The following is a 21,902-nucleotide window of genomic DNA, read 5'->3' on the forward strand; positions in this document are numbered from 1 at the left end:
TATCAACCGTTGCCTGACGTAGCGACTTGTTATTGCCTGTTATTTTCCGCAGCTCGCCCTCAATCTCGAGGTGGAAAGAGGCACGATGCATCTGTAGGACGGTATCGCTACGCGCTCCCGCCTTCAGATCGTGCTCCAAGTGCCTGCCCTTGGAGAACCCGGCTACGGTCAGCGCTCACATGCCTGTCACCTGCTCCAGAAACAGCAAACCCGGCCGAAGCCGGGTCGCGTTTCGCGGACGATGCGCACGATTGGGCCCGAGCGCCTATCCTGCAAGTGAGGGGGAATTTCTCCAGGCTCGCATCGGCATAATGTGGAATCTAACGCCATTTCACCCGGACAACTTGATCAAGTCGAGAATGTCCTTAACATATTTCTTCGCATGGGGAATTCTTGCCGTCTTTACATATTCCTCAAGATGCTCACGCCCTTTGGCTGCCAACAAGAATTCGATGGCATACATCAACAGAATTCCGCGAGAGAAGCCCTGCACCTGTTCCTTTTGGTCGAACTCCTCTACCTCTTCGCCTTTCGGGAATTCCTGCCCAACAGCATTCTTTTTGAAGAACTCGATCTTCGCCACACAGAAATTGATAAACGTATCGTTGTACGTTTGCACCAACGCTTCAATGTCGCGCAGACTCATGCCGGATACTTCCACCCTGCCTTTGTCGAACTTGAAGATAACGTCGCCGTATTGCGCGTAGATCAGTATCCCGGTACGTTTGCAAACTTCATCAAGGCACTTTTGATATTGCGGTGAAAAAGCAAATTCATACAGAGCGTCGTTTACCATGTATCTATCCCTTTCGTGACACCCAGCAGATCTTCACCTGTGTGCCGATATGGATCAACCGCTTCGTGCTGCCAAGGCGTTAGCTCACTGAGATTCGACGGAGCATGCACCCCGGTACCTCCTATGCGTTGCGGAATGTTCGTATGATGCAACTCCATCGCAACGTCTTTGGTCGAAATCTGCCCTGTCGACCGATTCACAACCTCCACGGTCATCTTGGGTGCCCTGCCAGCCAACATCTCGTTGATGTTATTTGCTGAATACCGCCCCGTCGGATTCAAGTTTTCGTTTCGACCAACGGCTTTCCAATAGTTCTTGCGCTCTGTATTCCAACAAGCCCAGCCCCACGGATCGATCCAACTGATCGGGTTGGGCGCGTATTGATATATCCTCCGAGCATTTACCTGCTTCGGATCGAGCCAGTCCCTAGCTGGAAACGCGAACGTGGACTGTTTACGATCACCGCCTGCCAGGGGAACGATGAACCGCTCACGCCGCCCTTCGCTCCTTGTGTGTTACCTTTTCCTTTTGAAAGGCAATCGAATCGAAATTGTTTTCCATGACGATACGCGAAGCTTGGCGACCAGTTCCGTCAACTTTTCCCGATCTGGACGTCCAGATTTCGGATACTTTAGCGGCACGAGCGCCAGTAGCGTCACTCCGCCCGATGTTCCTGCGTTTCGCTGAGTATGGTCGAATTGATAGTTAATCACGACCACGGCGTCAATGCCGTCAGGCCAGACCAGTTCATTAGCTAGCTCTGTAGTCTTGTCGATGATCTCACCTTCTCGGATTATTTTTCCCTCCAGTCTCTGTCTCGAAAGTTCAAATATTAGTCTACTTGGAAAAGAAAGAAAGTCGTTTTCCTTCAGGCACGCGTTGTTCAATGGCCAATCCGACTGCAGGCAGAGGAAAAACTCAACCCTAGGAGAAAGTTCGTGGGTGCCCAAAGAAAAAAGTAATTTGCAATCTTTTGCCTCTTTGATGAGCGCGGTTCGAAGTTCTACGCTATACCGACCGAACATCTGGCTCGGGCGACTCGATAGAATCTGTCCCACCCGTTCATAGACATGCTCGAGAATCCCGCCTCCTCTCTCGACGGTAAAATCGATCGGCTCTATTGCGCGCTTTCCTCCGGCGTTCTCTAGCACACCCACTACATCATTTTTTCTATATATGAAAGCGAGATCAAGAGAAGTCTGGTTGTACCTTAAATGCAATCGATTTACGTCGGCACCGTTCGCAATCAACACTTCCGCCACATCCTTGTGACCTGCGACGGCGCTATCCATAAGCGGAGTCGTGACGGCGACAGGAGGACCATCAACCATAGAGCCATGCTCGATCAGCCATTCAACCAGACGTGAATGCCCGTGCGCGGACGCCTCGTTGATCGGTAACCTGTTTCCTGAAGAGATCGCAGGTGAGTTGACGGGGATCCCGAGATTCATCAACAGATCACATACATCTACCCTTCCGTGGGACGCCGCAATATGCAACAAGGTCCTGCCACCTTCAATTCCATGTTCTGGAACAAGAATTAAATCCGGATTTTTGTCGATAAAGGTGAGCAAATCCTCGACATTTCCAGTGTCCGAAAAATATGCTGGTTTCGATGCCGTCATTTTAGAAAGTCCCTTGCTTCATCTGTTCGCCCATATTTTTGAGGGCGGATTCTACGGCGGGCTTCCCTCCAGAGGCATCCGCTGCGCTTAAGGTGTTGAAAACCTTTTCGGCGGCCGCCTGAGTGTGGTTCCCTCCACCGTTCTGCGCCCAGGTGAAGTTCCGTGCATCGTCGTTCAGTCCGATGCCATGCTTGTCAAGAATGGACTGCGAATCAAGGATGTGCTGACGGCTGGTAGCGTTCCAGTTACTTGGCGCGTTCTCGCGCACAATGTGGTGATAGTGCGGATCCTTCATCCCAGCCGGAGCTGGTCCCATTGCGCGCTTCTGCTTGGCGGTGAGGCGACATGTTTCCAAGCCCCACGGATCGATCCAGCTGATCGGGTTGGGCGCGTATTGATAAAGGTTCAATCCGCCTGCGAGCCCAATCGGATCGGGCGTGATGAAGCGCCCCATGTCTGGATCATAGTACCGGAACAGGTTGTAGTGCAAACCCGTCTCTCGGTCAAGATACTGCCCCTGGTATCTCAGATTCTGCTGCGGCCGGTATTCCTCGACCGCCGTTTCGACGACCGTGTTACCCCATATCTGGTACTGCGTGCGCCACACGATCTCGCCGCTTGCGTCCGTCAGTTCCTCAGGCGCGCCGTTGACATCCGTATGGTAGTACAACGTATTGCGTTTGGACGAATCTCCCTCCGCATCCAGCCGCGCCAACGGCTCGTAGCTGCCCACGCCATTGTACAGATACACACTGACGCTGCCGTTCAGGCGCATCTCCTGACACAGGCGCATCCCGTCCCACAGGAACCGCACGTATGAGTGCCGCTGACCATCCGCGTCGATTTGGTACTTTGCTGTGCGTCGCCCCAGTGCGTCATATTCGTAGCCGTATCGTCGCTCAGGCAGCCCCGTACGCTCTACACGCGCCTCGACCAGGCGGTGATGTGCATCGTACCGGTAACGCTGCATGCCATCGACGGTATCACGATGCGACATCCGTCCGTACGCATCATAGGAGTAACGCCGGCCGCGCATTGCCAGCACGCGATTGAACCGGATCACGTTGCTGCGCTCTCCACCGCGCTGTGTCTCGTCTAGCAGATTGGCCGCCGCGTCGTACCGCCATGTGCCATAGTAGCCATCGTTGCGACACTCCGTGATCAGACCTTCCCCGTCGTAGCCAAACGCTGTTTGTCCCTGCAACGTATGATGCTTGTTCACCAGGCGTGACAGGCCATCGTAGCCATAGCGACGGTCGATCACGCTATCCGGGACGATCCCACGCATTTCCCGGTAGCTCTGCCGCCGCGAAACGCGACCGCGCGCGTCGTACAGGCTTCGGGTCGAAAGTCGTCCCTGGCTGCGCAGCACCTCCCGATGCAGGCGGTCGCGTTCGATGTCGCTGACCGTCTGGCCATCAACGTTTATCTGGTGCAGGTGGCCGCTGCCATAGTAGAGCAGGTTGACCGTACTGCCATCGGGCAGCATGGTCGAGGTGCGATTACCCAGTTCGTCATAGGCATGCAACAGGGTGCCATGCGAGGTCGTTTCTTCCAGCAGTTGTCCAAGCGCATCATAGGCAAACGAGATAACTTCAGCTTTGCCTTCCGGATCTCGTTCACCATCCGCGGGAAGCGTACGCCGGATCTCGAGCAGGTTGTCAGCCACATCGTGGCGATAATCCGTGACGTCCTGCGAGGTCACGCGACGGGTGAGCCGTCCCACCGCATCACGCACATAGCGATGTTCCATTTGCGCCATCGTGCCGACTACCCAGCGAGTGGCAATGGTTTGGCCAAGCGCATCATAATCTGTCTGCTGACATAGCCCGTCCAGGCCGATCTGTTCCACGACGCGGTCGCACACATCGTAGCCAAATCCGTAGCGCTCACCGTTCGCGTTGACGAGTGCATTCAGTCGCCCATAGGCGTCGTATTCGAACCGTACGCAGTGGCCCGCCGCATCGATCCGCTCGACGACCCGCCCGTGTGCGTCGCGCGTATAGCGCGTGCTTTTTGCCAGCGCGTCTGTGCGTGCTACCAGTTGCCCAGAGGCATCGAGAGTGAAGCGATCCTCTGATCCGTCTGCACGGATCACGCGGGAAAGCCGGCCCAACGCGTCATAGCGGTAGCGACTGCTGTTGCCTTCGGCATCAGTCACACACTCCAGCAAGCCCCGGTTGTCGTAATAGAACGAAGTCTGCGAGCCTGAACAGTCCGTGTGCCGCGCCAGTTGCCCATCATTCGTCCATTGCAGAACACGGTTGCCGCCGCGCGCGTCCGTGATCTGCACAGGCTGGCCCCACGCGTCATACCGGATAACGGTACGCTGCATCAGCGGATCGATTTCCATTACGCTGTTGCCGCGATCGTCGTACACGTACCGCCACGGCTGACCGGCCGCATCAAGCTCCATCAACGGCAGCGACCACGCAGGGTGCCATTGGGTCTGCGTGACGCGCCCCAGCGGATCGGTGCTCGACGCCAGCCGGCCAGCGTCATCGTAGCTCCATCGCCACACGCCGCCCTGTGCATCGGTCATCGAGACCAACTGACGCTCGTCATTCCATTCGAAGCACGACACCTGACCGAGCTCGTCCTCGTAACGCGTCACTTGATACTGTGCGTTCCACTCGTGTCTACTGGTCCGGCCCAGACTGTCGCTTACCGTCAGACGGCGTGCGACGGGATCATGGTCGAGCCAGTAGTGATCGCCACTGTCGGTCCAGTGCTCGGTGACACGCCATTCCTCGCCGGTGGGGCCCACAAAGTGTCCCCACCGGTAATGGCAGACCAGACCCGCACGCAGGCGATGCATCACCATGCGGCGGCCCTTGTCGTAGGCGAACTGGCGCAAGGTGTGCCCTGCTGCGTCAAGCACCTCCGCGAGATCACCGGCTGCGTCGTACCGGTATTGGGCAAGTACTACGGTATCGCGCAGGGATTCACCGTAGCGACGCTCGATGCGGGCCACCCGGCGCCGATGAGTCCGCTCATCGTAGTGCAACAGCACGCAGAGAGTCTGCGGGTTGTCCATGATGCGGACAATACGACCGTCATCGTCATAATGCAGCCGCAACGCGTTGCGGTTGCGGTCGCCGAGCAGGACAAGGCGTTGCCGCCCGGCGTCCCGCGGGTCCGGCGCGAAGACGCGGTATACCCCGTCGTCGCTCTCGACTAGCCACTGCCCGGCGTCGCTACGGCGTACGCCGAGGCCTTCACCTGGGCTGCGGAACCCTTCACCGGAGCGAACCGGCTGCATATCGAGACGGCGGCCCGTTTCGTCGATGTAAGTCCAGCGGTCGGGATCGGACGCCCCCGGCGTGCGTTCGACCGATACCTCCAGTGGCACGCTCCAGCCCGCGCCGAACAGGCCTTCCATGCGAGTGTCCTGGCTGTTGTATACGCGTTGCCAGACGAGCGGAAAACGGCCTGGGAGCGAGAAGTCGCGGTCTTCGTCACCAGCCAGGTATTTGGCGCCCGTTGCGGCATTGACCGGCTGGCTTACCGCGTTGCTCGCACGCTGCCACATCGAACGCAGTGCCTCACCAGCCTTCTGGGTGATGAGATTCAGGCCAAGGCCGACCAGGAAACAGCCTGCTTTGGACAGCATGTTGCCCTTACCCATGAATGCCATGACGATGCCGATCGCGAGCGCAACGGGCTCCTTGCCACTGCGGATTTCGCGTACCACGGCCAGCGGGCCGCCAATGCGCACGTCTGGCGAGACATCGGCACCGTTCGCTGGTGCGTCGACAATCTTTGCTTCGCAGGTGCTACGCGCACCGCTTCTGCCTGCCGGCTGAGCGTTGATCGTGACGCGCTTCACGCCTTCCGCGAGATATTCCTTTGGTACGGGCGAGGGATGCTTGTCACAGAGGATCTTGTCCTCATCGCACGGAATGGCGGGTTCCGGGCTGGCCACCGTTGGTTGCACCATCTGCGAAACGAACTCCTTCCCCCACTGCAGCCAGGCGCCAGCAATATCGATGATCGATTGCTCCTTTGGAGGAGCGTCTTGCGCCGCCTTCTCAAGCGCCGCAATCTGGTCTTCGGTCAGCAGGATACCTGCAGCGCGCGCGGCAGGCTTGCCATTGATACGTGTATCTTTCGATCCGGTAGCGATGTGCGCCTGGACGGTAGGTGGGAACAGCGCGTTGCCGATATCCTGACACCAGCCCGATATACGGTCTCCGAGTCCTGTCGCTACCAGCCCGGCCGCCACTACGAGGCCAATTGCCAGAATGGTTCCACAGCTCAACGAAGCGACTTCCACACCGATAGCAGCTGCGACCAGCGCTGTGGCCGCCCACTGGACGGCGATATTGGCGGCCACCTCCAGCACGCCTCCAACGAGATCGGCCCACGGCGACGTATGCAGCAATGCATCGCCCTCGCGGGCAGCCCATAGATCTCCCATCGTGTTTCCCCCGTCAGGCCCGCTCAAACGGCTTGAGCCCATGCTTGATCGTTTCCCAATGCGTTGCATCGGCCTGCGTGAATGCACGCGAACGTGTGTAGGTAAGCGCCATCAGCACCCGGGTTCCCGGTACGACAAAGGCAAGCTGGTACTGGTGAAGGGTTTCCTTACCCCGGGTAAAGCGGCTCTGCATTTCGAGTGCCGTGAGGTTATACCCCACACCGGCCTTCACGGATTGCCGAGGACTGTAGTGCAGATCCCGAACCTGTGTTCCCAACTTTTTCACCTGTTCGTCGATCACCGATTCGAGCGTAGCGCCGTCCGGCATCACGCCGCGGCTGACGACGAGTGAGGCATCCAGCGATGGAAGGCGGATAGCGTTGATGGTGCTATCAACAAACTCCCTGTCAGGCAGGGTGAGGGCGACTTCGTTGGTCTGGTATTGCGTTGTATTCATCGATCACGCTCCAAAGCGGCCGGCAGGTTATTTTTGGGGCGGAAAAACCTTGTCAACCGCCGTCTTGATGGCATCCTTCTCCGTCGGACCATGCGGATCCACTTTCGAATCCTTGCTCCCCATGTTCAGATCCAGCGTTCCCTGCTGCGAATTGATCGCCCCACTCTGCGTCGCCGTGATATTGAAGTTCGTGCACGTCATGTTGATTTCGCCGTTGCTCTTGAGCTCAATGATGCTGTTGCCGCACGAGAGCGTGATGCTGTCGCCTGCCGCACAAAGCAGGTTGTTGAGCACCTGAATGACACGGTCTGCACCGACAAGCACCACGTCGTCAGATTTGACCGAGTGATCGCGAACATTGCCTACCGTGGCGACTTCGCTCTGACCGACTGACTTCACCCGGTTATTGCCGACCGTGTGAAGTTCGCTATCCTCGACCTCCGTGCGCATGTCCTTCTCGGCCTGCAGCCACAACTCTTCTGCGCCCTGCTTGTCTTCGAAGCGGATCGCATTTGCGTTACCGTATCCGCCCTTCATCGAGCGCGACAGGATCCCGCTCTGCGTTGCGTTTCCCGGCAGTTCCCATGGTGGCATCGAAGCCGCGTTATAGAGACGTCCCACCACAATCGGCCGATCGGGATCTCCATTCTCAAAATCCACGATCACCTCCGTGCCCACGCGGGGCACATTGACGCCACCAAAACTGCTGCCCGCCCATGGATACGACACACGTATCCAGCACGATGAATTCTGGTCATTGACGCCCAAGCGATCCCAGTGGAATTTCAGCTTGACGCGGCCGTATTTGTCGGTCCAGATTTCACTTCCCTTCGGGCCGGTCACAATCGCTGTCTGCGGGCCACTGGTACGCGGCTTTGGGTACGGTCCGCGCGGCGGCCGGTATATCGTTGTTGCCGGCTGCACGACGAACGAACTCTGGAAGTGGTAATCATCGCCGCCGCTGGCCTGCACCAATTCCGTTGCATGCAGCGATGCGCTGATCACCAGGTACTCCTGATTGGCTGCCTTGTACGGGTAGCCCTCGAGATTGAAGGTCGTCCCGCACACCACGTCGCGCAGCGCGCCGCTGCCCTGTGCGCGTTCGCCGTGCGCCCGGACTTCCTCCATGCGCAAGCGGGCAATATCCTCGCCCCTGTCGGGTTCCGTATAGTCGCCAGGCCATTCGTAGCGCTCAAACTCATTGTGCGCCGTGTCCTGGATCAGCTCATTCTGGGCCAGGAGCGTGGCACCTGGCTTCTTGAAGTCGTAATCATTCGTCGCCCAGCGTCCCGACTCCAGGCTGCCAGTGAGATCAAAGTGATCGATATACTCAGTATCGATGCGGTGCCCCGGCGGGTAATACCACAGCGTGTGGTAGGCCTCACTCTCCACCGGCTTGTGCGAGCCGAGATGGTCGACCAGCACCATGCGATGAAAGCTGTTACCGTGTTCGAAGAACCAGTAAATGCCGGCTTCAGCCAGCATGCGCTGAACAAAGAAATAATCCGTCTCGCCATACTGGACCTGGTAATCGAGCGGAACATACTTGTCGCCCAGGCGCAGGTCGTACGAGTAGGTGTACTTATCAAACACCTGCTCGACAATGTCGACAACCGATTTTCTCTGGAAAATGCGGAAATCAGACTGCTGATCTGTCAGCCAAAGCCAGGGTTTCAATATCAGCTCATAGCGACTTTGCCGGTTAGACTGGTCAACGTAACGGGCGTGGGCAATGATTCCGCTGATCTCCCGCGTACCAGCGCCGATGTTGGCTGCTCCTGCGGCGCCTGCAAGTCCGGCTATGAACGTGCCCATGCCCTCGAGCTGGATTGTCACCGTGAGTTCCTGCCCAATCATCGACTTCAGATCGATGTTGCTTGCTACATCGGGCGGCAACCCAGGCGCCGTCAGGCAGTCGAGTGTGTAGGCGTACATCTCCGAGAGCGCTTCTTCCCCGATGATCCCCTTGAGTTCAAGCATGGGTTCACCGTCCGGCCCGTCCGGCAGCGCGGGGCCGCTCATCGTCAGCGTGCGGGGTTTTGCGAAATCAAGCATGACTTGCCCATCCTCCGTGATAGTGCGGTTTCGCGTTCAGCGTCGCCGTGAATCCCATTGCTTCCTGTCCCGTGCTACTGCTTTTCGTGTGCGTGCGCGACACGGACCGCGCGATAAAACGCACCGCCCTCGTACACCACGATGTCCGCGCCGACACGAAATACATGGCCGCACCGCCCCGCGTCCAGCACCAGGGTGCGGGCAGCGACGCCGGCGTCGATCGGCCCCGCGTGATACTGGTCGAGCAGAATGGGGGCAGTCGCGCGCATGCCTGCATGTATCGCGTCCGGTACGCATTCGTCGGCGCCGATATGCACCTGCGCTGGACCAATCGTGACGGTCTGTCCGATGAGGGAGTGCGCTGCTTCGGGACTGACGGAAACTTCGCCGTAGCCCACAATTCTGGCTACTCGCCAAGTACCCTCAAAAAAACGGAATGCGCCATCCAGACGCGCAGCAAGGCACGCGCAGGCCACGGCCGCCAGCAACGCCGCCACGACACAGTGCATGATCGCGTGCACCCTCATGGCGCCGCTCCCAACGCAGGCTGCGGCGGCACCAGAAACGGTGCGGCCTCCCTGCGCCGCCGGTCCACGAGCCCATCGCTGCGTCGCGGGGGGCCAACGGGATGTCCGCGTGCATCATGTGCATGCACGTACACGTAGGCATTGATATTGCGTGCGACCGCCACCATGTCACCCCGGTTGGCCGGGTTCAGCGCCGCGCGCGCGCCTCCGGGCATGTTGTAGGCGAAGCTCACAGCTGCGTCGAACTGCGCCTGCGTGAGCGTGTGATCCGGTACGGCATCGCGCACAATCTGCTCGGCGCGCCGCACGCCTGCACCAAGCCGTGCCTGGATGACCGGATCCGGGACCGGCTGGCCAAGTTCACGCGCCGTGCATGGCCCCATGTGAGCGAGCGTCCCAATCCCGAACGTACAGTTGTTGGCACTGTCGTTGTAGTAGACGCGCCGCAGCCCCTCGTTGTGCTGTAGGGCACGCTGGCCTTCAGTGGACAGGGAAAGACCCGCATTGGAGTTTGCCGAAGCGTTCGTGGTCGTATCTGGCATCGTTACGTCTTCTCCTTCAGCCTCAAGTCATGTCGGGTTTGCGGGCAAGCAGGGGCATGTCACGTTCCGGCTCGAAGCACATGCCTGCGATCGACTCCTGTGCTGTCGCGTCCTGACCAAGCCATGTCGACCAGCCCAGTTGCCGCTCGCCGCCGACCGTAGCAGGTGACGCACTGGACGTCTTAAGCTTCAGCTCCAGTTGCCAGTGCAGCTTCTTTCCCATAAACATGCGCACCAGATCGACCAGAAGGGGTAGATCCTCGCCCTGCGGTGTGAAGCGCAGATACTGTGCGAGATCAACCGGTCCAATCACAATCCGGAACCGGTGCTGCCGGTCAGGGATGACTTCACCCAGCACCATGCCGCCAAGCGTTGAGGTTTCGCCCGGCTCGGCCAGCCGGCTGATCTGCTCACCGGGCAGCTCCATCCAGTAAAAGACAAACGGTTCGATTGCAACCGGCACCTTGAAGAACATCTCCAGCGTCTGGCGCAGACCATCGGCATCGCAGTTCTCCCTCACAGTGTGCGGCGCCGCGGCCAGTTGGGCGTGAACAGGTACGGTCACGCTTTCGAGCAGCGCCGGGTCCTTTCCGGCCAGACAGCCCACGTAGAACGAGAATGCTTCGGTCTTCGGGCCAGGCCGGTCCAGACCTGCCGTGGATTGCGTGGAAGCCCACGCAAGGTAAAACTGTGTCAGGAAGCGGTGGTGGAAAACATTGAAGAAGTCAGTCAGTGTGCTGTCGTGGCGGTGTTCCTCACGCTCACGCGCAATCTCCGTGACATGGATCGGCAGCGGACCATTGGGCCCGAGCATGCCGAGGCTGAACAGGCGCATGTCCAGACGTCCGTCATGTTGACGTGCCATAGCGATTTCCCGCGGCGCGAAACTCAGGCTCGGCTGCTGACCAAGGCGAAACGGTTCGGCACCCGGGCGCAGCGCCGTGCCAACCGGATCAATGGCCGGATCGGCGCCAATGCGGCGAATGATCGCGAGCCACCCGAACAGCCATGGCTCGTGCTGCAACTGCTCGAGCATCCCGTCAGACAGCGCGACGCGGGTCCTCGAAGGCAATGGTGTACGCTCCATCAGCCGCCCCTCGTACCCATGCGTACCGGCCAGCGCATGATGGGGCCGCGCTGCAGCGAGTTCATCCGCGTCTGCGTAAACGAATGGGCCGATTCGCTGCGCGCCACGTAATGCTCGAGAATGAGACCAAACAGATATGGACTTGCGCCGTTGAAACCGGTCTCGTCGACAGTCAGCTCACAATCGATGCCGCGCCCAAACACAATCTCCCCATTGCCCGGCAGCTTGCGCGTCACGCCTTCGGACTTCACGTTCACGAGGCTGTCGATTTGCCGGCGCAACTCCACGTCCGCGGGCATGAGAAACAGGCGCAGCATATCGCACAGTGCCTTGCCGCCGTTCTCGAGTACCAGATAGTTGAAGTTCAGTTGGCGGATCAGTTCCCACGCTTTTCGGCCTTCTGCGTAGGGCGGGCGCGGCGCACTCGGCTCGCGGATCAGCCCGATTGAGGCCGAGGGAATCGACATCTGCGGTGTGAGATCGTCCACCCCATTACGCTTGATCATGCCCGGCAGTTCGCGGTTGGTGAGCCAGACCTGCACGTCAAGGTAGCGCATCCCCTGCGGATAGAGGTTCCCCTGTCCGTCGAGCAGCGTGACGTGCATATCGGTGCCAGTGTAGGATGTGCGCGTGCCGTAGCGCCGGTGCGCAGCGGATTGCAATTGCCGCACGCGCTGTACGGAGAAGTAGCGAGTTGCGCCATCCTCATCGTGGTAGAGGGGCTGGTGCCGCGGCAGGAAGCGCAGCTTCTGTGAGCGCTTGCCGGCCTGCCCGGACAGGGTATCAATGGAGAACACCTCGTAGTCAAAAGGCGTTTGCGCCCGCGGCACGAGCCTGAATTCGTTACTGGCCTGTGGCAGTTCGATGCGGTTGATGCGTCGGGGAAAAAGATTGACAACCGGCGTGCAGAACAGGGCAAACCGCGACCGGTCGATGAGATTCGCGAGGTCATCTGGCGCGCGGTCAAGCAGCAGCACGATCTCGGCCTCGTTGCCTTTTACCTTGCGCAGCCCCGCCTGAAGGCCGGTCAGCGTAAAGAAATAAAACCGCGCAGGAAAGGCCACGAATTCGTGCAGCAGATTGTGGCCGAGGAATTTGGGCCACACAAGCGGCAACATGGTCTGGTCCGGACCAGTTCCTTCGTGAAGGACCGGTTTCACGGACACAGCCTCGAAAGGCCTGTCGGCATCGCCAAGCCGTCCTGGCTGCCCGGTGACGGTCGCCACGGTACCTGCATGCACGAGCTCAAAAATCCGGGAGGCAATCACCTCGTCGCCCGTCAGATAAACCGTCAGACGGTCAAGGCCCGCCAGATCCGCAATCTCTACATTGGCCGTGGTGCGCATGCGCAAACGCAACGCACCTTTCACCGTAGCGTGCGCGGGCACGAGGCGCTCAACGCCGGGAATATCGGGGGGGATGCCAGTATTGCGCACATCGCCAATCGTGAGCGGATAGAGCATCACATCCTGCGTGCTGCAGAATTCGCAGGGGGTGACTTCGTCCGCCGGGGCAGGGCTGACAAGACGGGTACCGCGTGGCACCCTGAAGCCTGCCACGAGATCGCCCTGCTCGCCTGTGGGATGGAATTGCGCCACCGACATCGACGGCGTAGGCGCCACGTAGTTCGGGTACGTGGTTTCCAACAGGCGACGGGTGAGTTCCGGAAACGCCGCATCGATGCGCTGCCGTGTACGTGCAAGCACAAGGCTGGCCGACTGCAGCAGACGCTCGACGTATCGATCCGCAACTTCTCCCGCCTGCATGCCCAGACGCTGGCCGATCTTCGGGTGCTGCCTGGCAAACTCCATTGCGAGTTCGGTCAGGTAAAGGCGTTCGCGATTGTAGTCGTCCAGCAACTGCTGATCCATGCTAAACCTCATTTTCCCACTGCGCGAGAAGCTCGGCCGGGATTGCCTTCACCGCGTCGGAGTAGCGCTTGCCGACAAACTGCTCGGCACGTTTGAGTAACACGGGAATCGGGCTGCTGGGTTCGTGCTGCTCAAACCATTGGCGTGCTTCACGGACCAGTTCAAGCGCCGCATCACGATCGGAGGCGATGCCGCCGGCACGAGTCGTTGCGTGAGCAGTCATCTCGAGTCCTTCGGGTTCACCAGCGATCCCATGCGAAATACCGTCGCTTGCTTGTTTCCCGGTTACACCAGACGGGCCTTCAGCAATCTCGGGTTGTATCTTCGGACCCGGGCTACCACCTGATCGATCTGCCACATGTCGCAGAAGGCGCTTCAGGGCAGTGAGATCCGGCGCGTAAAGACTCAGGTGCTCGCGACACCAGCTTTCGATTGCCGCAAGACTTTCCAGTGCGCGGTCGAAACCCGCCAGGACGGCGGGCTGCTGCGTGCGCAGGTCATCCAGTTGCCGGGTTACCGATTCGGGCGCAAGAGCATCGCTCGGCCGGGGATGGGCAAATGCGCGTTCGACATCCCTCACCTGCAGCCGGATCGCCGTTGATCGGGTAAGTGCAATCTCGCGTACGTCGGCCAGCAGTCCGTCGGTATCGGTCAACGATTGCAGGGCGTTCATGCGAATCTCGAGTGCCGCATCGCGATCCTCGTCGACGCCGGGTTGCGGGTGAACCCCTTCGGGAAATCTGGCCAGCCATCCTGCTAGCAGGGTCAGTCCTTCGGCAAGGCCTTCGGAAGCTGCCAAGCGCGTACGGCACCGTGAGAAGAGCACTCCCAGACGCACGTCCTTGCTACGCATCATCAGGCGCCGGCAATCACGATCCACATCGCTCCAGTTCACCGGCTCCGGCGTACCGACAAAATCGCCATACTGCGCTTCAGCTTTTGCGGCAACGCTCGCGCTCAACACCACGAATTCGGGATCGTATTCAAGGTCCACTCCACATGGGGCACTGTCCTTGATCGGGGTCATCCAGTCGTGTTTGACGTCTGGATGGCCGGACTTCTGCTTTGGATTTTTCCTGTTGGCATTCACGATTCAACCTTTGCCGTCTGTGCAGTGCGCGCGGCCACGTCGTACGTTATCCGGGGTAGATAGCGCTCCGATCCGAATCGCATACCCCATCGTGCAACAATGCCCCGCTGCATCGAATGAAGCTCAATTCGGGTGAACGAATTGATGGGAACATGCCGGGCCATGTAATGCTCGAGAACGAGGCCCAGGAGGTACGGACTGGTGCCCGAGAACCCGGCTTCGTCAACGGTCAGCACACACTGGATGCCTCGCCCGAATACAATGGGACCGTTACCGGGAAGCACTTCACTGACCGGTTGCGTCTTCACACCGATCAATGCCTGCACCTGGCGCTGACGCTCCCCGTCGTCGTCCGCAAGGAACAGCCGGAGCAGGTCGCGCAAGCCCTGGCCGCCCTCGCGGTGATCCATGTCGCTCAAAGGCAGGTAGTTAAAATCCAGTTGCCTGACCAGACGCCAGGCCGTCTCACGTTCAACGTAGGGCGGCCTGGGCGGGCTGGGCGGACGGATCAGACCAATGGACCCGACGGCGTCCCCCTCGACACCGTCGAGGTCGTCCACGCCGTTGCGCGGCACCAGCAATGGCAGATCGCGATTGGTCATCCATGCATCGACCGTCAGGTAGTGGAGCTCTTCGGCATAGGGCGCCTCATTCTGGTCAACCAGGGAAACGAACACCTCCGTGCCGATGTACGGGGTACGTGTACCGTAACGCCGCGCGGAGTCGGACATCAGTCGTTGTTCGCGGCGTGTCGAGAAATACCGGCCGTAATTGCGCCCGTCGTTGTTCAGCGTCTGGAACAGGGGTCTGAATTCGAGTTCGTCAGACGTGGAAGTTTTCTGCCCGACAACCTTCTCGATGGCGAACACTTCGTAGTCGAGCGGCTCCAGCCGTGATGGCACCAGCCGGGTCTCAGTCCTGTCGCGCGAAATCTCAATCTGGTCAGTGCGCCTCGGGAACAGGTTGATAACAGGCGTGCAGAAAAGTGCAAAGCTAGATGCATCCACGAGACCGGTCAGCCGGTCGGTGGTTTGATCCAGCAGTACAATCACCTCGACTTCGGGCCCGCCAAATCGACTGAACCCTTCCTGGAGTCCGTTCAGCGTGAAGAAATAGAAGCGGCTCGGGCAGGCGAAATATTCATGCAGCAGATTGTGACCATGGAACTTCGACCAGCTCAGGGGCAGCAACCCCTGACCAATGTCGATCCCCTCATGAACGACCGGGTTGGACGTCACAACGGAAAGCGGCTTGGCAGGAACACTGAACTGCCCCGGTTCGCCAATGATCAATGCGATGCTGGCAACGTGCAGCAGTTCAAACAGATGAGAGGCAATCTGCTCGTCTCCGCCAAGATAGATGGGCAGGCGGTCAAGGCGTTGCAGATCCGAGACTGGCGAGCCGCTCGTGGTGCGCAGGCGGATGCGCAGCGCACCCCGCACCTGTCTCTCATGTGACACATAACGGTCGAGTCCAATCACGTCTGAAGGAACGGCCGTGAGTTTCGCGTCGGAAATCGTCAGCGGATACAGAACGACATCCTGACTGCTGCGAAACCGGCAGGCGGTTTTTTCGCCGTGTGGCGTGCGCGCCTTGAAAGTGGTAGCACGGGGAACCAGAAAGCCCTTCGCCAGGTTGCCATCGACAGGATTGGGGTAGATCCGGGCGACCGACATGGAGGGAGTCGGCGCCACGTAATTCGGGTAGATGACCTCGAGCAGCCGTTCGGTGAACTTCGGAAACTCCGCGTCGATCTTGATCTGGGTACGGGCCGCCATAAAGCAGAACGACTCGATCAGCCGTTCGACATAGGGGTCCGCGACCTCACCCGCCTGAATTCCCAGCCGCGCCGCGATCTTGGGGTGCTGCCGCCCGAACTCGCTGGCGAGCTCGCGCATGTAGATCAGTTCCTGGTTGTAGTATTCGAGCAGTCGTGGATCCATGGCCTTGCGCCGTATCTGTTTCGGTTCAGAAGGCGCGAACGCCTCTGACGTTGAGCTGACTGGTCTCTAGGTCGAGCGAACTCTGGACCAGGAATTCCATGGGATAAGGGTCCATGCTGATCAGGCCGCGTACCTCGAACGCGAGGGCGTTGTACTGGACCTCGCCGTCTTTATCTGGTAACGGCGACACACTGAGACTGTCTGGCACAAGACGCGGCTCAAAATCCGTAACCGCGCGCTTGATGCTGGATTCGATGTCCGCCCACTGACGTGTCGCCATGAACGTTCCGGCCAGCGGTGGCACGCCGAAGTTCACCGTCGATGCCGCTGCCTGCGGGTAGCGCTCACGGTCGATCTGCTCTTCGATGTTCTGCGTGTTGAGCAGGTACGCGAGATCGCGCTGGATGATGTCCCGCATCTGTGTCCGTGTGACTGCGTATTCACCAGGCGCTTCATGTTGCCGGTGCGGTGCGTCATCACGCAGCCGGTCCAGCAGCGTCGGCATCAAAAAGGTATCCGCACGCCGCGGAGCGGCAAGCGGCTGCGTGACGTTGGTTCCGCGCTTACGCCGTTCCATCGAGGTCACCTCTACTCGCCGTTGCAATCACGGCAACACGGCCTGCCAGGGTGGCATTTGCATCATGAGCAAACGCGCACACATCCAGTTCGAACAGGCCAGCATCGCCCGCACTGGTCGCCCACGTCTTGCGTCCCTGTGCGACCACACCGGTACGGCCAATATCCGTCCAGACCGTCGTATTACCCAGTCGCAGCGCATCCTGCATGGCACTGTTATGCAGCGTATGCGCGATGACGGGAAAACGTGCCGGCATAAAACCATGGGCTTTCGTGCCGTCCACAAGCGTCAGGGAGCACGAAGCCCATACGAGATCAACCAGTGCCGCCGGCCGGCGGATTTCCCAGGCCACAATGTCAGAGAAAGGCAACCAGCGGTAACGGCCTGCCGTGATGATCTCGCAGACGGGGCCCAGACGTGAATCGCTGTCGGCAATCCAGTCGAACGAATGGGTTGTGCCACGGCCTCCCACCAGGGGCGCCTGATCGAGCGCCGCCTCGCGCGTGCTGTCGGCAGCCTCAGTCTGGCCGGCCGCCGTCAGGCGCAGCGCCTCAGCGAGTTTCTCTACCCACGAGGGTGCTTCGACGATAAATCCAGGTTGCGCAAGTCCACCCAGAACCTTCGCGCGCCACCGTTCGGCACGGATCAGGTCGCGGTACGCCTGTGCGGCCTGTGCATGCTGTGGGTCCAGTTGCGCGAAGACCTGCAGTTGCTGGATCGCCCGTTCCCATTGCTCCGTCACGCAAAGCAGCTGGAACAGGGTCCAGCGGTGACCTGCAACTGCCGGCTGCCTGCGGATCAGCCCCTCCACGTCATCCAGGCGTGCATCAAGCGACATCGTCATGACGAATTCCCGTTCAAGGTCACTTCCGGCATGGGTAGCGGACTGTCTATTCCGAGTGAATGATGCTCGCGACGCGCGAGTGTCGGCGGGACTGACGCCATCCAGCGGAAGGCTGAAGCCAGATATTCCGGTGGAGCAAAGAGACGAAGGATTTCCGGCACCGGCTCTGATTCAAGCAGGTTCCCGAGGTCGCTCTCCCCGAGCGGACCAAAGGCATGATCCAACAACTGCGCTCCCGAAAGCAGCGTTTCGATGGAGTCCTGATTGGCATCGGGTCGATGCGAATCAGCAGGAAAGCCGGACTTGTCACGCACATACCGTCCAGACGACTCAGACGGGGATTCCCAGCCAGCTCCCGCCATCGGCCCGAGGGGATTATCCAGTGCCTGGCAGTACTGTCTATGTAAACTGGACATCAAATCCTCACCGTCGTTCACATGCTCCAGCGCCTGACGCACTCCACCCTGCTTTACCGCCGGACGTGATCCGATGAGAGCAAGGATTGATCTATCGCCCTGCAGGTCCTCTGCGCACTGATGTTGCTCATACAGCACCATATCGTGCTCCGCTTCCGGCATGCCTGTCCCCGTCTGCCTTAAGGCATCCTCAACAGGGAGCGCCCGAGGTTCGGTGCGCGTCGCGGGCGATTCACGACGGCGAAACAGCCGGAAGAAGTGCATGAGACAGTGGCCTGAATATGCTTGAAGATGCGCATTTTAAACACAGCCAACTCCGGTTCGTCTACTGCGATTTAATAAAATTGACTTTCGTTTGTCGCGGCAATATCGGTTGATATCTCTGATGAATTGTTAATTCTGTTAAAAAATACGCACTGAGTAGGTATTGCTCGGGCGCATCGCATGAAATGTTAAATCGCCAGAGCCCCTTGCCAAATAATGATTTGAGCGCGCCAAGGTGCCGCTCGTGCATGCCTGAATCTCGTCCAATAGCGAACCTTGACCACTGCTTCATAGTTGTAAATTCTCTGTCGCGGCTGGAACCTTTATGCTCGCTTCATGCGATGCCCTCAAGCATTGCTAGCGTCGTGACAAATGTTCATATTTTACAAATTGACATAAATTGCGAATATCTCTATATCACCACAATGGAAGAGGTATTTTGAGCTATCTGAATTTCCTGGATAACCAAATTCCACCGATATACCGTTGACGAGCGCAGGCATCTGGAATTAAAGTGCGACCAATAAATTGTCTGCAATAGTTGAAGACTGCGCTTCGTCAAGTTTCCTTACGGCAACCGAAGATGATTTGCGCGCGGTAAAGCCATACGGGCAATCTGCATTACGCTAACGACAATCCCGGAAGAATCACATGACGATTTCCCGTCAGTCACTGTTCGGCAAGCTTGGCGCCACACTGTTCAGGAGTGCTGAGTCAGCGACGGCGTACTGTAAACTCAGGGGCAATCCGTACGTCGAACTGGTGCACTGGCTACACCAGCTCCTGCAGCAACCCGATTCCGATGTGCATCGTGTGCTGCGGCATTGCAGGATTGAGCGGGACCCACTGGATCGCGACATGACGCGCGCACTTGCGGTGCTGCCAGCAGGCGCAAGCTCCATCATCGATTTCTCGCACCACATCGATACCGCGATCGAGCGGGCCTGGGTCATCACGACGCTGGTGATCAAGGAACAGCGCATTCGCAGCGCGTGGCTGCTGGTGGCCCTTGTGACGACGCCCGAACTGCGGCGTGTTCTGCTCTCGATTTCACCTGTCTTTGCAAAGATCCCTGTTGAGGGGCTGGCTGACGCGTTGCCGGCATGGATTGACGGGTCGCCCGAGGCGGGCGAAGCGCCGCACGACAATAGCGACTACTCCGCCACCCTTCCGGGTGAGGCGTCCCAGGCCATTCCGGGTGCATCGAAAGGCTCGACGCTGGAACAATTCTGCACGGACCTGACTGCACGTGCACATGCGGGTGAAATCGATCCCGTGGTGGGGCGCGAGCTCGAAATCCGGACAATGATCGACGTGCTTCTGCGCCGCCGGCAAAACAATCCACTGCTCACGGGTGACGCCGGCGTTGGCAAGACGGCCATTGTTGAAGGGCTTGCACTTGCAATCGCCAACGGCGAAGTGCCGCCCAAACTAGCCAGCGTGCGGCTGCTTGGTCTCGATGTCGGTGCCCTCCTTGCTGGTGCGAGCATGAAGGGCGAGTTCGAGGCACGCCTGAAGGGTGTGCTGGAAGCTGCTGCAAAATCGCCGGTCCCGGTCATCCTTTTCGTTGACGAAATCCATACGTTGATCGGCGCAGGTGGGCAGTCAGGAACTGGCGATGCAGCCAACCTGCTTAAGCCGGCGCTTGCCCGTGGCACGATCCGCACCATTGGCGCGACGACGTGGGCCGAGTACAAGCGGCACATCGAGAAGGATCCGGCGTTGACGCGCCGCTTCCAGGTGCTGCAGGTACCGGAGCCGGAAGAACTGGCGGCAATTGACATGGTGCGGGGCCTCGCGCAAACGTTCGCGCGACATCACGGTGTCATCGTGCTCGACGAGGCCATCCGCGCCGCGGTGACCCTTTCCCATCGCTACATTCCCTCGCGACAGCTGCCTGACAAGGCAATCAGCCTGCTCGACACGGCCTGTGCGCGTGTGGCGCTCTCGCAGCACTCGCCGCCGCGTGAACTGCAGGATCTTTCCGGGCGTCTGCGCGCCGCCGGTGTCGAGCGCGACCTGCTCCAGCAGGAAGCGCTCATCGGTCTGGACGCCGGACAGGCCATCTCCCTGGCGAACCGGCGCATCGATACACTTACCCGCGACTTGACTGCCGTCGAAGGTCAATGGCGTTTCCAGTTCGACGCCATGCAGATGCTGGCCAGTGCGCGTGAAGCGGCCATGTCCGGCGATCAGCAGTCAGCTGGCTCATTGCGCGCGCTTGAGGCGCGCCTCTCAGCGCTGCGGGGTGATACCCCCTACGTGTTTCCCGAGGTCGACGAAGCCATTGTGGCGGAGATCGTGTCGGACTGGACCGGCATTCCGGTGGGACGCATGGTGACTGATGAAGTCGCAGCTGTTCGCACGCTACCCGCAACGCTCGAGGCGCGGGTCATTGGCCAGCCCGATGCGCTGCACCAGATCGGCGAGCGCGTGCAGACGGCACGTGCCGGTCTCACGGACCCGAAGAAGCCACTGGGCGTGTTCCTGCTTGCGGGCCCCTCCGGCGTCGGCAAGACCGAGACTGCGCTGGCCCTTGCCGAAGCGCTGTATGGCGGTGAACAGAACCTGATCACCATCAACATGAGCGAGTATCAGGAGGCCCACACCGTCTCTGGCCTCAAGGGTGCGCCACCGGGCTATGTGGGTTACGGCGAGGGCGGCGTGCTGACCGAGGCCGTGCGCCGCCGCCCCTATTCGGTGGTACTCCTCGACGAGATCGAAAAGGCGCATCGCGACATCCACGAGATGTTCTTCCAGGTTTTCGACAAGGGCTACATGGAAGACGGTGACGGTCGGCATATCGACTTTCGCAATACCACAATCCTGCTCACAAGCAACGTGGGCTTCGAGCTGACTGCCAGCCTGTGTGCCGACCCGGCGCTCGCGCCGGACGCGCAGGGACTGCACGATGCACTCACGCCTGAGTTGCTCAAGGTGTTTCCGGCAGCGTTTCTTGGCCGCGTCACCGTTGTGCCGTACCGGCCGCTCGCCAGCATGTCACTGGCACGCATCGTCCGTCTGCATCTGGATCGCGTCGTGCACCGCATGGCTGAAACGCACGGGATCGCACTGACCTATGTCGAAGCTGTCGTCGATTACATCGTCGGGCGATGCCTCGTGCAGGAAACGGGAGCCCGCGTGCTGATCGGCTTCATCGAGCAGCATGTCCTGCCTCGCCTGTCGGCCCTGTGGCTCGATGCATTTTCGTCGAAGCAGACCCTGTCGCGCATGGAGATTGTCCTGGGCGATGGTGATGCGCCACCGGCCATCGCGCTGTTGTTCAGGTTCACGGCGGGGGAGCAGTCCAGCCAGACCGATGGCACTAAAGCCGACACCGAAGCACTTCTTACGGTCGGACAGGCCCGCTGACGCTGCCGACCCCTTA

General features: G+C 59.5%; 14 protein-coding genes and 1 pseudogene. 1 reads left to right on the forward strand and 14 read right to left on the reverse strand.

Translation table 11 applies throughout. The features are described from left to right. Positions 1 to 331 precede the first annotated feature (331 nt). The 14 genes and pseudogenes from FAZ95_RS36100 to FAZ95_RS36165 form a co-directional block, all read right to left on the reverse strand. A complete protein-coding gene (locus FAZ95_RS36100) occupies positions 332 to 796 on the reverse strand; it encodes a hypothetical protein (protein WP_137337133.1) in 465 nt (154 codons plus the stop codon). A gap of 515 nt (positions 797 to 1,311) precedes the next feature. Beyond that, positions 1,312 to 2,421, reverse strand: coding sequence for an ankyrin repeat domain-containing protein (locus FAZ95_RS36105; RefSeq protein ID WP_137337134.1), 1,110 nt, complete (start codon positions 2,419 to 2,421; stop codon positions 1,312 to 1,314). Between the two features lies 1 nt (position 2,422). Then, positions 2,423 to 6,841 carry an RHS repeat-associated core domain-containing protein gene (locus FAZ95_RS36110; protein ID WP_137337135.1) on the reverse strand — a complete coding sequence of 1,473 codons (4,419 nt, stop codon included), beginning with the start codon at positions 6,839 to 6,841 and terminating at the stop codon, positions 2,423 to 2,425. 13 nt (positions 6,842 to 6,854) lie between these two features. Beyond that, complete coding sequence (locus FAZ95_RS36115) at positions 6,855 to 7,298, reverse strand: DcrB-related protein (protein ID WP_137337136.1); 444 nt, start codon at positions 7,296 to 7,298, stop codon at positions 6,855 to 6,857. Positions 7,299 to 7,325: 27 nt separating this feature from the next. Beyond that, complete coding sequence (locus FAZ95_RS36120) at positions 7,326 to 9,353, reverse strand: type VI secretion system Vgr family protein (RefSeq protein WP_137337137.1); 2,028 nt, start codon at positions 9,351 to 9,353, stop codon at positions 7,326 to 7,328. Positions 9,354 to 9,427: 74 nt separating this feature from the next. Continuing rightward, positions 9,428 to 9,880, reverse strand: a complete 453-nt coding sequence (locus tag FAZ95_RS36125; protein WP_137337138.1) for a hypothetical protein — start codon at positions 9,878 to 9,880, stop codon at positions 9,428 to 9,430. Beyond that, positions 9,877 to 10,422, reverse strand: coding sequence for a lysozyme (locus tag FAZ95_RS36130; protein WP_254700147.1), 546 nt, complete (start codon positions 10,420 to 10,422; stop codon positions 9,877 to 9,879). The genes FAZ95_RS36125 and FAZ95_RS36130 overlap by 4 nt, the downstream gene beginning before the upstream one ends. A gap of 22 nt (positions 10,423 to 10,444) precedes the next feature. Further along, a complete protein-coding gene (gene tssG / locus FAZ95_RS36135; protein WP_137337139.1) occupies positions 10,445 to 11,509 on the reverse strand; it encodes a type VI secretion system baseplate subunit TssG in 1,065 nt (354 codons plus the stop codon). Continuing rightward, complete coding sequence (gene tssF / locus FAZ95_RS36140) at positions 11,509 to 13,380, reverse strand: type VI secretion system baseplate subunit TssF (RefSeq protein ID WP_137337140.1); 1,872 nt, start codon at positions 13,378 to 13,380, stop codon at positions 11,509 to 11,511. Before tssF (FAZ95_RS36140) ends, tssG begins: the two co-directional genes overlap by 1 nt. 1 nt (position 13,381) lies before the next feature. Next, a complete protein-coding gene (locus FAZ95_RS36145) occupies positions 13,382 to 14,470 on the reverse strand; it encodes a type VI secretion system protein TssA (RefSeq protein ID WP_254700154.1) in 1,089 nt (362 codons plus the stop codon). 68 nt (positions 14,471 to 14,538) lie between these two features. Then, positions 14,539 to 16,413: pseudogene (gene tssF, locus FAZ95_RS36150) on the reverse strand (type VI secretion system baseplate subunit TssF); the annotation flags it as partial. A gap of 25 nt (positions 16,414 to 16,438) precedes the next feature. Next, on the reverse strand, positions 16,439 to 16,990 hold the full coding sequence (tssE, locus tag FAZ95_RS36155; protein ID WP_137337142.1) for a type VI secretion system baseplate subunit TssE: 552 nt from the start codon (positions 16,988 to 16,990) through the stop codon (positions 16,439 to 16,441). Beyond that, positions 16,977 to 17,834: a type VI secretion system accessory protein TagJ gene (locus FAZ95_RS36160; RefSeq protein WP_137337143.1), complete on the reverse strand. Its 858-nt coding sequence runs from the start codon at positions 17,832 to 17,834 to the stop codon at positions 16,977 to 16,979. The genes tssE and FAZ95_RS36160 overlap by 14 nt, the downstream gene beginning before the upstream one ends. Further along, complete coding sequence (locus FAZ95_RS36165; RefSeq protein WP_137337144.1) at positions 17,831 to 18,514, reverse strand: TagK domain-containing protein; 684 nt, start codon at positions 18,512 to 18,514, stop codon at positions 17,831 to 17,833. Before FAZ95_RS36165 ends, FAZ95_RS36160 begins: the two co-directional genes overlap by 4 nt. 651 nt (positions 18,515 to 19,165) lie before the next feature. Here FAZ95_RS36165 and tssH point away from each other — a divergent pair. Then, positions 19,166 to 21,886 (forward strand): type VI secretion system ATPase TssH, encoded by a 2,721-nt coding sequence (gene tssH, locus FAZ95_RS36170; protein WP_137337145.1) that lies wholly within the window; start codon positions 19,166 to 19,168, stop codon positions 21,884 to 21,886. Positions 21,887 to 21,902 lie beyond the last annotated feature (16 nt).

The organism is Trinickia violacea (assembly GCF_005280735.1).
In the GTDB taxonomy this organism is placed as follows: Bacteria; Pseudomonadota; Gammaproteobacteria; order Burkholderiales; family Burkholderiaceae; genus Trinickia_A; species Trinickia_A violacea.